Below are 15,281 nucleotides of genomic sequence, written 5' to 3'. Positions count from 1 at the left end.
TGAAATTTAGTATTCAAATCAGGTGATTAAATCTGTTCGAGTTTCCACTCACCCGCTTGATTCACCAACTGGTGAGTCGCGTTAGGTACTGAATTCAACTCATCTTGACCAAGCAACTGCACAACGCTTTTGCCTTGATCACGTAATCCTTGAATTGCTTTGACTAGGTCAGCATTATTGCCCTTAGGTGCAACGATCACTTCCAATGCTTTAAATTGACCAGCGCTTAAAGCGTATAAGTCACATGAAAAGCCAGTTGCTGGACGTGCACGACCAAAATGCTCACCAATACCATCATAACGTCCACCTTGAGCTAATGGCGCAGCACGATTTGGTGCATACACTGCATACATTAAGCCAGTGTGATAGTGATATGAACGAAGCTCTACTACATCGATACCAATATGCAGATTTGGCCAACGTTTCTGAATCGCATCTTGTGTGCTTTGAACTGCATTAAATGCTTCTTGGAATGCCGAATCTTCTAAGATTTCTTGGCTTAAATGTGATTTTAAAGCGACTAAATCACTTGCATAACGACCAAGCGCATAAAAATCAGAGCCGAATTTAAGTTGTTGCGTATATTCAGCAAGCTCTGGTAATGCTTTACGCTGATATAAATCAGATAGATGCGACTCTATAGCTTTGTTCAATCCTGCATGTTTGACTAAGCTACGGAATAGACCAACGTGTCCAATATCTAAATGGATCGCCTCAGTTACACCTGTATTTTTTAATAATTCCAACATGACATCGATCATTTCGACGTCAGCATCGATACTGTCTGAACCAAACAACTCAGCACCGAGCTGTAAAGGCGCACGTGTGGTATTGAAACCTTGTGGTTTGGTATGAAGTACCGTTCCAGCGTAGCAATAGCGTGCAACACCTTCAACTGGATACACGTGTGCATCAATACGCGCCACCTGAGGCGTCATATCTGCACGCACACCAAGTAAACGACCAGAAAGTTGATCGATTACTTTAAATGTGGCTAAGTCTAAATCTTGATTCGATTCTGAAAGAGAAGATAGAGATTCGATGTATTCAATAAATGGCGTGTACACCAATTGATAACCTCTAGCTGCGAGGAAATCTAACGCGGTACGACGCAAAGTTTCAATAACTTGCGCTTGCTCTGGTAATACATCAGCTACACCATCAGGTAATAACCATGTCTCTGAAATGGGCATGTTGTAAACCTAAATTCTGTCAGCGCGGAACAAATCCGCATAAAAAAATCGGGAACACACCCGATTTCTCCTAGTCTATCACGATCAACCCCCATGTGCATCAGACTTTTAAATAATTAAATCGGAATTTTAGATTATTCATAAGCTTCTATTGGTAATTCTGAACGCACTAGCAGTTGATCTATGTTATAGACTTAAGCCTTTATAAAAGACACAGCATTTCAGTTTCATGACTGATCTGGAAATGAATGACATAAATCTAGTAAACGATTGGTATATCCCCACTCATTATCATACCAAGCATAGACTTTAGCTTGCTTCCCGACCACCATGGTTTGAGTTAAATCTACAATGAGTGAAAACGGAGAATGATTAAAGTCAGATGATACTAAAGGCTCATCTGTTACCGACATAATTTCCGAAAATCGCTCTCGTGCTGCTGAAATTAACGCTTCATTTAACTGATGGTCTGTAATTGGCTGTTGCGCTATAAATGTCAAATCAATAGCTGCCACATTAATGGTAGGAACACGAATTGAGTAACCGTCTATTCGCCCTTCCATTTTTGGCATGACACGTTTGATTGCACCTAGAGCAGATGAAGTCGTTGGAATAATGTTTTGCCCAGATGCCCTCGCACGACGTAAATCGCGGTGAACATGATCTAAAACGGATTGATCCGCTGTAACAGCATGAATTTCTGTCATTAACGCACTTTCTATACCAAAGGCATCGTCAATAATTTTGACCAGAGGAACCAATGCTTGTGTCGTACATGAAACACTCGAAATAATCTGATCCGTAGTTTTAACCTCTGTATGATTTACCCCGTAGACGATTGCAGCATCAACCGTATCAAAAGGTGCAGCCCCAATTATCACGCGTTGAGCGCCAGCATTGAGATGGCGTGTAGCTTCTGCTCGAGATCTAAATAAACCAGTACACTCTAAAACAACATCAACGTTTAAACGCTTCCATGGTAGTTGATCTGGTTCTGTTTGACAGTGGACTTCAATAGATAATTTTTTTTGATAGGCATGAATATTGAGAAATACTTGCTCTGCAACATAACTCAACTCCACTTCCCCATGAAATCTTCCATGTGTGGTGTCATATTTAAATAAATGAATTAAAGTTTCTACATCAGCCACATCATTAATCGCAACGATTTCAAAATTGAATTGTTTTGGATTTTCAAACCAAGCTCTTAAAACATTTCGCCCGATTCGTCCAAATCCATTAATTGCGATACGCTGCATATGTAACCTTCAACTCTTTAATACAAGTTCTTGAAAGCTCTATGTTAAAGTATTTCTAAAATATTCAGTAATAAATAATGGTCTTATGACTACTCAATATTTTTGATTAATCTTCGTACGAGATACACTGCTTAAGCATTTGAAAATGATCTCAACACCAATAATGATTAAAATTTCACCTAAAACCAGAATTAAAGAGAATTGTCATTAAAACACTTTAAAATCATTGGTACAGGTGGCAAATTCCGTTATAATTTGGCGTTTTTAAACTTTTAGCCCGGTATGCTGGGGTGAATTTTATTGTGAATTCGCACTTTATTTCCCAGACATATTATTTGCCAATACAGAATTAATGGAGTGACTTGGTTGTGAGTACTCGTTTTATGACATCAGCTGAAATTCGTGAAGCATTTTTGCGTTACTTTGAATCGCAAGGCCACACACGTGTCGCGTCGAGTTCTCTAGTTCCTGCCAATGACCCAACTTTGCTTTTTACAAATGCTGGTATGAACCAGTTCAAAGATTGCTTCTTAGGCCTAGAAAAACGAGATTATGTACGTGCAGTGTCATCACAAAAATGTGTTCGTGCTGGCGGTAAACATAACGACTTAGATAACGTGGGCTACACAGCTCGTCACCATACGTTTTTTGAAATGTTAGGTAACTTCTCTTTCGGAGATTACTTTAAACGTGATGCGATTAAATTCGCTTGGGATTTCTTAACCAATGAAAAATGGTTAGGTCTACCTAAAGACAAATTATATGCAACGGTTTATCACACTGATGATGAAGCATTCGACATCTGGAACAAAGAAATCGGTCTAGATGAGTCTCGCATTATTCGTATTGGCGACAACAAAGGCGGTCAATACGCTTCAGATAACTTCTGGGCAATGGGTGACACAGGTCCTTGTGGTCCATGCTCTGAAATCTTCTTTGACCATGGCGATCACATTTGGGGTGGTTTACCAGGTACACCAGAAGAAGATGGCGACCGTTTCATCGAAATTTGGAACAACGTATTCATGCAGTTTAACCGTACTGCTGATGGCGTACTTCACCCTCTTCCAGCACCTTCCGTTGATACAGGTATGGGCTTAGAGCGTATTTCTGCAGTTTTACAACACGTAAACTCAAACTACGAAATCGACCTATTCCAACATTTGCTTAAAGCTGCAGCTGAAATTATTGGTTTAGATACTGCTGAACTTGAAGCGAAAGCACAAGCTGAAGGCAAACCAGTTGAATACCCTGCGTCTTTAAAAGTGGTTGCTGACCATGCACGTTCATGTTCATTCTTGATTGCTGATGGCGTAAACCCTTCAAACGAAGGCCGTGGTTATGTACTACGTCGTATCATCCGTCGTGCAGTACGTCACGGTAACAAATTGGGTGCGATAGGTTCATTCTTCCACAAAATGTTAAAGCCTTTAATTGAGGTGATGGGCGCTGCCTATCCTGAACTTGAAGCACAACAAGCGCGTATCGAAGCGCAACTTTTAAAAGAAGAAGAGCAATTTGCTAAAACCTTAGAACAAGGTTTGAAATTGCTTGAAGGCGAACTTGCTAACTTAAAAGGTTCTGTAATTCCAGGCGAAGTGGTATTCAAACTTTACGACACGTACGGCTTCCCAACTGACTTAACGGCTGACATCGCACGTGAACGTGATTTAACGATTGACGAAGCTGGTTTTGAAAAAGAAATGGCTGCTCAACGTCAACGTGCACGTGATGCGGGTAAATTCGCAATCGACTACAACAGCGTTGTAAAAGTTGAAGGCGAAACTCAGTTTGACGGCTACGATGCAACTGCTGGTGAGGGTCAAATCATCGCAATCTATAAAGATGGCGAACAAGTTGATGAAGTCGTTGAAGGTGATGAAGCTTTAATCGTTCTAAACCAAACACCTTTCTATGCAGAAAGCGGTGGTCAAATCGGTGATACAGGTATCTTTAAAAACGATACAGGTATTTTCGAAGTTCAAGACACGAAAAAATCTGGTGGTGCGTTCGTTCACCAAGGTATCGTGACCATGGGTAACTTTAAAGTTACTCAAAATGTAGAAGCAACAGTTAAAGCAGACATCCGTGCAGCAACAGCACGTAACCACTCTGCGACTCACCTTCTACATGCTGCACTTCGTCAAATCTTGGGTTCACATGTTCAACAAAAAGGTTCATTGGTTGCTTCTGACGTGTTACGTTTCGACTTTGCCAATGATCAACCCGTGACATTTGAACAGATTCAAGAAATTGAACGTCTGGTAAATGCTGAAGTGATTGCCAATACGCCTGTAACAACCGAACTCCTTGACATCGAATCTGCAAAAGCTAAAGGCGCGATGATGTTGTTTGGTGAGAAATATGGCGAAGAAGTTCGCGTACTCTCTATGGGTTCTATCATTGAAGAGAAAAACTTCTCGATCGAACTTTGTGGTGGTATTCACGTTAAACGTACAGGTGACATTGGTCTGTTCAAAATCACTTCTGAAGGTGGTGTTGCTGCAGGTGTACGTCGTATTGAAGCAGTTACAGGTACGAAAGCAATTGAAGTGGCTCAGAAAGCTGATCGTGACATCAACACGATTAATGGCTTATTGAAAGCACAAAAAGATCAAACGATTGAGAAAGTTGAAGCCTTAGCGGACACAGCATCAAGCTTACAAAAGCAAATCGATCAATTGAATCAAAAACTTGCACATTTACAGGCGGGTGAGCTACTTAGCCAAGTTGAGGAAATTGCAGGTCGCAAAACGTTAATCACGACTGTTCAAGGTATGGATGCGAAATCACTTCGCAATCTACACGACGGCGTGAAATCAAAATTAGAAAATGCTGTGATTGTCCTTGCAGGTGTAGAGGGTGACAAGGTGAGCTTGATCGCATCTGTAGCTAAAGACTTCACAGCTTCTATAAAAGCAGGTGACATCATCAAACACTTAGCAACTGAGCTTGGTGGTAAAGGTGGTGGTAAGCCTGATTTGGCACAAGGTGGCGCGCCACTTAACGAGAAGTTTGCTTCCGTCATGGCAGAATTAACTGCTTGGCTAGCTGCAAAATAAAACTTCACCTTTTGTGTAACTGACCTTGAACAACTCTTCAAGGTCATGGTTTATATGGAACAACTATGGCATTAATCGTTCAAAAATATGGCGGTACTTCAATGGGTACTCCTGAGCGCATTTTAAATGTTGCTCGTCGTGTAAAGCGTTGGCATGATCACGGCCACAAGGTTGTGGTTGTTGTATCAGCAATGAGTGGTGAAACCAATCGCCTACTCGCTTTAGCGAAAGCCATTACCGACACCCCTGACCCACGAGAATTAGACCAAATGGTTTCTACGGGTGAACAGGTAACGATTTCAATGTTAGCAATGGCACTGAATTCTATCGGTGTGGAAGCTAAATCTTTGACTGGACGCCAAGTTGGTATTAAAACTGACAGCTCATTCACAAAAGCACGTATTGAATCAATTGATACAGATGTCATGACTGAACAATTAGATGCTGGTCGTGTCATCGTTGTTGCAGGTTTCCAAGGTTTTGATGCTAACGGCAACACAACAACTTTGGGTCGTGGTGGTTCTGATACCTCTGGCGTTGCATTAGCAGCTGCACTCAAAGCGGATGAATGCCAAATTTATACAGATGTGGATGGTGTATATACAACAGATCCACGTGTTGCACCAAAAGCGAAGAAAGTTGATCGTATTTCTTTTGAAGAAATGCTTGAAATGGCTTCTCTTGGTTCTAAAGTTTTACAGATCCGTTCTGTTGAGTTCGCGGGTAAATATCAAGTCCCTTTACGCGTACTCTCTAGCTTCGACAATGAAAATGATGGCGCATTTGACGAAGAATTTAAAAACAACGTCGGAACACTTATCACTACTGAATTGGAAGACAACATGGAACAGCCAATTATCTCTGGTATCGCATTTAACCGTGACGAAGCTAAATTAACTATCTTAGGTGTGCCTGATCTTCCTGGTATTGCATCTAAAATTTTAAAACCGATTGGTGATGCTAATATCGAAGTGGATATGATCATCCAAAACGTTGAAGAAGATGGTACAACTGACTTCACATTCACAGTCAATCGTGGCGAACTTGCTAAAGCAAAAAAAATTCTTGAAGAAACTGCTCAAGCAATCGGTGCCCGTGAAGTTGCAACACGTGATGATATTGTAAAAGTATCTATCGTAGGTGTTGGTATGCGCTCTCATGCTGGTGTTGCAAGCAAAATGTTTACAGCACTTGCTGATGAAGGCATCAATATCCTGATGATTTCAACTTCTGAAATCAAAATCTCTGTTATTATTGAAGAAAATTATTTAGAGCTTGCTGTTCGCTCACTTCACACTGCGTTTGGTCTTGACCGCGGACATGGCGAGTCTAGCGCACGTGCTTAATTTTCTGTCATGAGTTAGCAGAAACAATGCATACTTGATGAAGAAATATTCAGAGCCACTATAGTTTTTCCTATAGTGGCTCTGTTATATTAGGTCTAGAGGTTTATGGGATAATTTCAATAGTCCTGTGCGAATGGTTAAATTCGTCACATTTATCTATTAAAATATTTCGTGGTGCCGAGGTTGTTATTTTCACTTTTTGAAAAAACTATCGCAGGTTTAGCGTTTAAGCAAGGAGATAAACATGCTGATTCTCACCCGTCGTGTTGGTGAAACATTAATGATTGGGGATCAAGTCAGTGTCACTGTACTTGGTGTAAAAGGTAACCAAGTGCGAATTGGTGTGAATGCGCCTAAAGAAGTATCTGTACATCGTGAAGAAATCTATCAACGAATTCAGCATGAACGTGCGATGCATGAGCACTTGCAACATCTTGACCAAGATTACCAACCTTCTTACGAAGAAGAGAATTACACTCAAAATGATTTCAATCGTTGATTAGAAATGATTTTGTGACTAAAGCGGCTAAATTTAGCCGCTTTAAATTTTTGGTGTTTAAGCTGTTTAAAGTCCCAATGATTTGCGTACTGGACCAAAACTACGCCTGTGCTCTTCAACCACGCCAAACTGTGCAATAGCTTCAAAATGAGCTTTGGTCGGGTAGCCTTTATGTTTTGCAAAACCAAACTGAGGATATTTAGCATCAAGTTCTAACATTTGATGATCACGTGTCACCTTAGCCAGGATACTGGCAGCAGAAATTTCTGGATGTAATGCATCTCCTCCAACTACAGCATCACAACTCATACTCAATCCTTGGGGAATTTTATTACCATCAACCAATACATGTTGTGGTTGCACAGTCAATTGTTCAACGGCACGACGCATTGCCAATAATGAAGCTTGCAATATATTGAGTTCATCAATTTCTTGATGGCTCGCTTCAGCGATAGCCCAAGCTAGTGCTTTTTCTTTAATCTCTATAAATAATTTTTCACGTTTCTTTTCACTGAGTTTTTTAGAATCATTCAATCCAAAAATCGGATTGTTAGGATCCAAAATTACAGCAGCCGCAACGACCGATCCCACAAGTGGACCGCGTCCCGCTTCATCAGCACCAGCAATCAACATCATTTTCCTAATTTTTCCTAAAAAAATAGGCCGATCAAAATCAGCCCATTCATATATCTTTGAAATTAACGTACAGCTTCAGCTACACATTCATTGATGGTTTTAGTCACGATATTACTAACGATTGTTGCTCGTGCAGCTGGATCAATCGCCGCTGTAGCCAAATCAACCGTAGTCACGCTTTGAGGAGCCTTTTCACTTACACATCCACAAATTTCACCTTGGATATTTTCTTTCTGCTCTGCAGTCATTAATTTCGTTGCAGTTTTCCAAGCAGAAATATTGTTCAATTCAGTTGTGCATTTTGCATTGATCGCAATTTTAAGTGCAGCCGAACCTAACTGTTGAGTGGTATTTGCGGCAGGTGATGATGTCCCTGTTGTACCTGTAGCACAAGCCCCGAGCACGAATGTCATTGGTGCGAGTAAAGCGATTAATTTTTTCACAGTGTTGTCCTTATGATCTTACGAATTGAGCTATTTTGCCTAATGTCACATCATGAAGAAATAGATTTTTTGAATTTCCGGACTATATGTTCAGTTATAAGTCGCATTTCGTTGCATATTTTCAACACTGTGTCTCAATTCAATACTTATAAATCATTTATGCTTAAATTATGATATTCAAAATTCAATCATAAGTTTATATCATGAATAATAAATCCAAATATTACACACGCACAGCTCAAGTCTTGCATTGGGTCATGGCGATTATTTTTATCACGGCGTGGACGATCGGCTTTTATAGCGGTAATTTTTTAAGTTATGAAGTAGATGGTAGCTTCAAAGGTGACGTCATCACGCTTCACAAAAATATTGCAACCACCATTATTTTTCTGGTCGTGGTTCGTATCTTTTGGCGCTACACCCATCCTGCTCCCGAGCTACCAGAGACAATGTCTCGCCTCATGAAAAGACTCGCACATTTAGGTCATCTCGGGCTTTATTTTATGCTTCTGGCCTTACCAATTACGGGTTGCTTATGGAGCTGGAGTCTAGGCTACCCTGCACCAGTATTATTCTTATTTGATCTACCTGCTTTAATAGGTGAGAATCCTCAAGTGACTGAAATTGTAAAACCACTACATATTTGGATTTCTTGGGCTGCAGGTTTACTTTTACTCGGACATATTGCTGCGGCATTAAAGCATCACTTTATAGATAAAGATCATGTCTTAGACAGCATGACCAAACAACCTAAAGATTGATTTAGTACGGCTCTAAATTTCTGAGTTAGATTTAGAGCTAATCACACATGCTTTTAGGCTATTCAACATGGCTTTTCGAATGACTTCTTGCTTGATATCTTCGTTAATTGTTGCTTTGGCAAGTTCCTGAGCCGGAATATCTTTTAAAGCATGATTTGATACACAATCACAGGTTTCTAATTTTAATTTCTTTTTGTTTTCTTCATTCATTAAATATGTCGTTATTTTCCATATTTTTGAATGGTCGACTTCACGCTCACATTGATGCTGGATGACAGGCTTTAATACACGCTGTGTCAAAGTCATATTTGCATTCGCGATAACTACAGGCAACGTTAGCAGACTCAGGCAAAGCACAGATTTCAATTTCAACATCACATTCGGCTCTATTGTTTAAAGCATCTTAAACCAAAGGTGGGATTTTGACCCCCACCTTTCAGTATGTTACATAAACAAGTTTAACTGTTTTAAATCGTGAGAATTTTATCTTTCCACTTTTGTTTTTGCTCATCGGAAATAAACGATGCTTCAAATGAATTTATAGCGAGTTGCTTTAATTCATGATTTGTTAAATCTAAGGCCTCAGCGATCGCAATAAAGTTGTCATTCATGTAGCCACCAAAATATGATGGATCATCAGAATTTACTGTAACGTGTACACCCTGCTGCAAGAGTCGACGAATATTATGCTGTTTCATATCATCTACAACGCATAATTTAAGATTAGATAATGGGCATACTGTAAGCGGCATTTTTTCTGCAATTAAGCGCTCCAACAACTTCGGATCTTCTTCAGAACGTACACCATGATCAATACGATTCACTTTGAGTAAATCCAAAGCTTCCCAGACATATTCTGCTGGACCTTCTTCACCTGCATGAGCAACAACCAAGAATCCTTCATCACGTGCTTTTGCGAATACCCTTTCAAATTTAGAAGGTGGATGCCCAACTTCACTTGAATCTAACCCTACCCCAATAATTTGGTCTTTGTAAGGTAAAGCTTGTTCAAGTGTTTCAAATGCTGCCTCTTCACTCAAATGACGTAAGAAACACATAATCAAATGCGTTGTGAGGCCTAATTTTACCTCAGCATCGTGGCAAGCTCGTTTTAAGCCTTTAATTACCGTTTCAAATGACACACCACGATCCGTATGGGTTTGCGGATCAAAAAACATTTCAGTATGAACCACTCGATCTTCTGCACATTTTTCAAAATATGCCCATGCAAGATCATAAAAATCTTGCTCATTAATCAATACATTCGCACCTGCATAGTAAATATCTAGAAATGATTGCAGATTGTGAAAATTATAAGCCTGTTTGACTTCTTCAACTGATTGATATGGGATTGCAATTTCATTGCGCTGAGCAATGGCAAACATCAACTCAGGTTCAAATGTCCCTTCAATATGGACATGAAGCTCAGCTTTAGGTAAAGCTTTAATTAACTCAACACGGTTCATTGCTACTCCTCATGAAACCAAAAAATAAAAAGGGTGCAAACTGAGTTTACACCCTTTTAAAAACTGTTAAAAATTAGCCGCCAAACATTGCAAATTTTAGCGCCCATAATACTGCGATAATCCATACCATATATGGTACTGTAGATGCTTTACCTGTAAATAACTTCACCAATGCATAACTAATAAAGCCCATGGCAATACCATCAGCGATTGAGTAAGTGAACGGCATAAACACGATCGTTAAGAAAGCAGGAACCGCTTCAGTAATATCATCCCAATCAATATGCGTAATACCCTGAATCATCAATACCCCTACAAAGAGTAAGGCTGGTGCAGTTGCAAACCCAGGAACAGATTGAGCTAACGGTGCTAAGAACAAACAAGCAATAAAAAGTAAGCCAACTATTACCGCTGTAAGACCTGTACGCCCCCCTGCTGCTACACCCGCAGAAGACTCAATATATGGTGTCGTTGATGATGTACCTAATGCAGCACCAGCAACAATCGCTGAAGAGTCTGCAAACAGAGCTTTCTTTAAGCGTGGCAATTTACCATCTTTGAGTAAACCAGCACGATGTGAAACACCAACCAGCGTTCCTGTTGAATCAAATAGATCTACTAAGAAGAACACAAAAATTACACCGATTAAACTTGCGGTAAATAAGCCTTCAAAATCCATTTGCATGAATGTTGGTGCAATTGAAGGAATTTGACCAACCACACCTTTAAATTCACTCAATCCTAGGAATGTTGAGATTGCAGTCAACACTAAAATACTAATGATAATCGCACCACGTATTTTAAAGTGATGCATAACAACAACCATCAAAAAACCGAATAAGGCTAAGAGAACGGTTGGTTGTTTTAAATCACCTAAACCCACTAGAGTCGCAGGATTATCCACAATGATGCCAGCATTTTTCAAAGCGATTAATGCTAGGAATAAACCAATACCACCACCAATAGCCAATTTTAAAGACATTGGAATGGCATTCACGATAGCTTCACGAATTTTAAACATACTGATCGCGATGAAGACCAGACCAGACACAAATACCGCAGCTAAAGCGGTTTGCCAAGGCACACCCATTCCTAAACATACCGAATAGGTGAAATATGCATTTAAGCCCATACCCGGAGCCAATGCGATTGGGTAATTGGCAATAATACCCATGACAAAACAACCAATTGCTGCTGCCAAACATGTCGCAACAAATACCGCACCATGATCCATTCCTGTTTCAGACAGAATCATTGGATTGACAATGATGATGTAGCACATTGTCAGGAATGTCGTCATCCCTGCAATCATTTCAGTTCGAAAAGTTGTTTTGTTTTCGCTTAGTTTAAATAAGCGTTCAAGCAAACCCGCTGAAGAATTTGGATTTGTCATTGTCGAGCCCCTGCTTAAGATCGAGCGAGTCGTAAAAATTATTTAGATCATTTATTCAATGATTCATTGGCAAATGTAGCTCAGATGACGCATTCAATAAACGTACCAAAATGACATTTCCGATAAATTGAAGCACAATTAAAAAAGCTGCAATAAAGCAGCTTTGATATGATGATCTATCAATTGAACAGTCGCTAGACAATTCGATCTATCGGGATATATTTTTAATTATAACATAGACTGAATTTGAAGGGCTGAATACACAGTCATAGGTTATAAAACGCTAAAATTTAATCTTTATTTAAATCACGTTAAAAAATATAAATTTAAATATACCCCTTAAAAAAATCACTGATGATTTTTAGATCATTTAATTTTAAATGGTAGAGTAAATTAAGCTTGCTAACAGTGAATACTTTCTAAATTTGCACTCTTACCGATCAATATGAACATTATTTCATTTGGAGGTATTCCCAAATTAGGTAACCTAATCCAAAGCCCAAACAGGAATACGCAGTAATAATAAAGAAAACGAAACTTGCTTTATTCTTTTTTTTCAAGAAATTCATAATGCTCGCCTTAAGTTAACTCGTCATGCACTATGATAATACATTTAGCTAATAATACCAGTGAAATAGAATTATTTCCCTTAAATATCAATAAATTACTATTTTTAATAAATACTATCAGTACTTTTCATAACAACTTCATTTTATTATAAAAAATTGAGTACCCCAACTAGATGCATCGATTTGCTGATCTTTAAAAGAAAAAGGCCACTCTTCATAGTGGCCTTTCATTCGATTAGTTTTGTTGAGAAACAAAACGTGCTCTGGCAGCATGAAGCTTCTTATAGCTCTCAATAAGTTTTAAATGACGATCGAGACCTTCAAGTTGCATATTGGTTGGCGTCAATCCATAAAAACGCACATCACCTTCGATTGAGCCTATTGCAGCATCAACTCTCTCATCACCGAACATACGTCTAAAATTCGGTTCATAGTCTTCAATTTCCATTTCTTCATCTAACAACACTTCTAATACAACATCCATGCATTGATAGAATAAGCCTCGTTCTACAGTATTGGTGTTGTATTGTAAGAACTGTTCTACTTGGTCTTTCGCTTCTTCGAAATTTTCCAAAGCTAAGTTAATTAATAGTTTTAATTCAAGAATAGTTAACTGACCCCACACCGTATTATCGTCAAATTCAACACCAATCAAGGTAATAATATCGGTATAGTCATCCACTTCAACTTCTTCAAGTTTCTCTAGCAAAGCTTCGAGCTGTTCATTATCTAAACGATGTAAGTTAAGAATATCTTCTCTAAAGGCTAAAGCTTTATTGGTATTGTCCCAAACCAGATCTTCAACCAAATACACCTCAGAATATCCTGGCACCAGAATTCGGCATGCAGTTGCACCTAAATGTTGGTATACAGCCATGTAAACTTCTTTACCCATCTCTTTTAGGATATTGAACATCTTTTCAGCTTCTTCAGCGTTTGTATTTTCACCTTGACTGGTGAAATCCCACTCTACGAAATCACAATCAGATTTCGAACTGAAGAATCTCCAAGACACAACACCCGATGAATCAATAAAGTGTTCCACAAAGTTATTTGGTTCTGTCAGTGCATGGCTATTGAAAGTAGGACGTGGTAAGTCATTTAAACCTTCAAAACTACGACCTTGTAAAAGCTCTGTTAGGCTGCGTTCTAATGCAACTTCAAAGTTTGGATGAGCCCCGAATGATGCAAAAACGCCACCCGTTCTTGGATTCATTAATGTCACGCACATGACTGGGAATTTCCCACCTAATGAAGCATCTTTGACCAGCACTGGAAAACCTTGCTCCTCAAGTCCCTTAATACCCTCAACTATTTTTGGGTACTTTGCTAGAACATGTTCAGGTACATCTGGCAGGGTAATTTCACCCTCTAAAATTTCGCGCTTAACCGCACGCTCAAATATTTCAGATAAACATTGTACTTGTGCTTCAGCCAAGGTATTTCCTGCGCTCATACCATTTGACAGATACAAATTTTCGATCAAATTTGAAGGGAAATATACAATCTCACCGTCTGACTGGCGCACAAATGGTAATGAACAGATACCTCTCTCAATATTGCCAGAATTTGTGTCGTACAGATGTGTGCCTAATAACTCATCTTCAGGATCGTAAATTTCAAGTGTATATTCATCTAAAATTTCTGATGGCAATTCACCATTTGGACCTGGTTGGAACCACTTTTCATCTGGGTAATGCACAAATTCAGCATTTGCGATTTCTTCACCCCAAAATTGGTCGTTATAGAAGAAATTACAATTCAAACGTTCAATAAACTCGCCTAATGCAGATGCTAAGGCACTCTCTTTCGTTGAACCTTTACCATTGGTAAAACACATTGGCGCTTGTGCATCGCGAATATGTAAAGACCATACGTTTGGCACTATATTGCGCCAAGACGCAATTTCAATCTTCATCCCTAAGCCCGCCAAAATTGCAGACATGTTGGCAATCGTTTCTTCAAGCGGCAAATCTTTGCCCGGAATAACAGTCACATTTTCCTTGGCAATATTTGGCATAAGTAAAGCTTGAGCATCCGCATCAATGCTTTCAACTTCCTCAATAACAAATTCAGGACCTGTTTGAATCACTTTTTTTACAGTGCAACGGTCGATTGAACGTAAAATACCTTGTCGATCCTTCTCAGAGATATCTGAGGGTAATTCGACTTGAATTTTAAAAATTTGTTTATAACGGTTTTCTGGATCAACAATATTATTTTGGGATAATCGAATATTTTCTGTAGGAATATCTCGTGCAGCACAATACACCTTTACAAAATAAGCTGCACATAATGCTGAAGACGCAAGAAAATAGTCAAATGGGCCTGGCGCAGATCCATCACCTTTATAACGAATAGGTTGATCGGCAATAACCGTGAAATCGTCGAACTTTGCTTCCTGTCGAAGATTGTCGAGATAATTGACTTTGATTTCCATGCGGGCACCTACAGAACTTATCCAAACAGCTAGATAAGTTAAAAATAAATTAAAACGCATTGTAATCAGAAATGCTTGCAAATTGAATGAAAGTTTTTTAAATCCTCCCCTTAAGCTCTCTCTAATTGGGCGTTATCAGTGTTTTATTTACAAAAATTTTAATAAAAAAAGCTGGTACCGAAGTACCAGCTTTTTTTAATCCGCCAAACTGAAA

At 39.2% G+C, this 15,281-nt stretch carries 13 protein-coding genes; 4 read left to right on the top strand and 9 right to left on the bottom strand.

Annotated features, from left to right (window positions below):
* Positions 1-26: 26 nt before the first annotated feature.
* A complete protein-coding gene (locus AC1M87_RS03260) occupies positions 27-1,193 on the bottom strand; it encodes an ATP phosphoribosyltransferase regulatory subunit (protein ID WP_481592928.1) in 1,167 nt (388 codons plus the stop codon).
* Between the two features lie 227 nt (positions 1,194-1,420).
* On the bottom strand, positions 1,421-2,452 hold the full coding sequence (gene gap / locus AC1M87_RS03255) for a type I glyceraldehyde-3-phosphate dehydrogenase (RefSeq protein ID WP_481592927.1): 1,032 nt from the start codon (positions 2,450-2,452) through the stop codon (positions 1,421-1,423).
* Between the two features lie 368 nt (positions 2,453-2,820).
* Here gap and alaS point away from each other — a divergent pair, with 368 nt between their 5' ends.
* The 3 genes from alaS (at position 2,821) to csrA (ending at position 7,359) form a co-directional block, all read left to right on the top strand.
* Positions 2,821-5,514: an alanine--tRNA ligase gene (gene alaS, locus AC1M87_RS03250; RefSeq protein WP_481592926.1), complete on the top strand. Its 2,694-nt coding sequence runs from the start codon at positions 2,821-2,823 to the stop codon at positions 5,512-5,514.
* A 65-nt stretch (positions 5,515-5,579) separates the two neighbouring features.
* Positions 5,580-6,860: an aspartate kinase gene (locus AC1M87_RS03245; RefSeq protein WP_481592925.1), complete on the top strand. Its 1,281-nt coding sequence runs from the start codon at positions 5,580-5,582 to the stop codon at positions 6,858-6,860.
* Between the two features lie 244 nt (positions 6,861-7,104).
* Positions 7,105-7,359, top strand: a complete 255-nt coding sequence (gene csrA, locus AC1M87_RS03240; protein ID WP_035265869.1) for a carbon storage regulator CsrA — start codon at positions 7,105-7,107, stop codon at positions 7,357-7,359.
* Between the two features lie 66 nt (positions 7,360-7,425).
* Here the strand turns inward: csrA and rnhB are convergent, their stop codons facing one another.
* Together rnhB and AC1M87_RS03230 are read right to left on the bottom strand one after the other, a co-directional pair.
* Positions 7,426-7,992, bottom strand: coding sequence for a ribonuclease HII (rnhB, locus tag AC1M87_RS03235; RefSeq protein ID WP_481593017.1), 567 nt, complete (start codon positions 7,990-7,992; stop codon positions 7,426-7,428).
* A gap of 65 nt (positions 7,993-8,057) precedes the next feature.
* Positions 8,058-8,438, bottom strand: coding sequence for a hypothetical protein (locus tag AC1M87_RS03230; RefSeq protein WP_179998352.1), 381 nt, complete (start codon positions 8,436-8,438; stop codon positions 8,058-8,060).
* A 203-nt stretch (positions 8,439-8,641) separates the two neighbouring features.
* Here AC1M87_RS03230 and AC1M87_RS03225 point away from each other — a divergent pair, with 203 nt between their 5' ends.
* Entirely contained in the window at positions 8,642-9,199 is a 558-nt protein-coding gene (locus AC1M87_RS03225; protein ID WP_179998353.1) for a cytochrome b, read from the top strand.
* 12 nt (positions 9,200-9,211) lie between these two features.
* Here the strand turns inward: AC1M87_RS03225 and AC1M87_RS03220 are convergent, their stop codons facing one another.
* From AC1M87_RS03220 to AC1M87_RS03200, 5 genes are all read right to left on the bottom strand, one after another.
* Positions 9,212-9,574 (bottom strand): hypothetical protein, encoded by a 363-nt coding sequence (locus tag AC1M87_RS03220; RefSeq protein WP_179998538.1) that lies wholly within the window; start codon positions 9,572-9,574, stop codon positions 9,212-9,214.
* A 92-nt stretch (positions 9,575-9,666) separates the two neighbouring features.
* Complete coding sequence (locus AC1M87_RS03215; RefSeq protein ID WP_481592924.1) at positions 9,667-10,665, bottom strand: adenosine deaminase; 999 nt, start codon at positions 10,663-10,665, stop codon at positions 9,667-9,669.
* A gap of 73 nt (positions 10,666-10,738) precedes the next feature.
* Positions 10,739-12,058 carry an NCS2 family permease gene (locus tag AC1M87_RS03210; protein WP_481592923.1) on the bottom strand — a complete coding sequence of 440 codons (1,320 nt, stop codon included), beginning with the start codon at positions 12,056-12,058 and terminating at the stop codon, positions 10,739-10,741.
* Positions 12,059-12,510: 452 nt separating this feature from the next.
* Positions 12,511-12,627, bottom strand: a complete 117-nt coding sequence (locus AC1M87_RS03205; RefSeq protein ID WP_092766106.1) for a hypothetical protein — start codon at positions 12,625-12,627, stop codon at positions 12,511-12,513.
* A gap of 235 nt (positions 12,628-12,862) precedes the next feature.
* Positions 12,863-15,067 carry an OsmC domain/YcaO domain-containing protein gene (locus AC1M87_RS03200; RefSeq protein WP_481592922.1) on the bottom strand — a complete coding sequence of 735 codons (2,205 nt, stop codon included), beginning with the start codon at positions 15,065-15,067 and terminating at the stop codon, positions 12,863-12,865.
* Between the last annotated feature and the right edge of the window lie 214 nt (positions 15,068-15,281).

The organism is Acinetobacter sp. 24-47-62, from assembly GCF_056779765.1.
The sequence above is the reverse complement of the archived record's forward strand: the minus strand, read 5'-3'. Positions and strand labels throughout refer to the sequence as shown.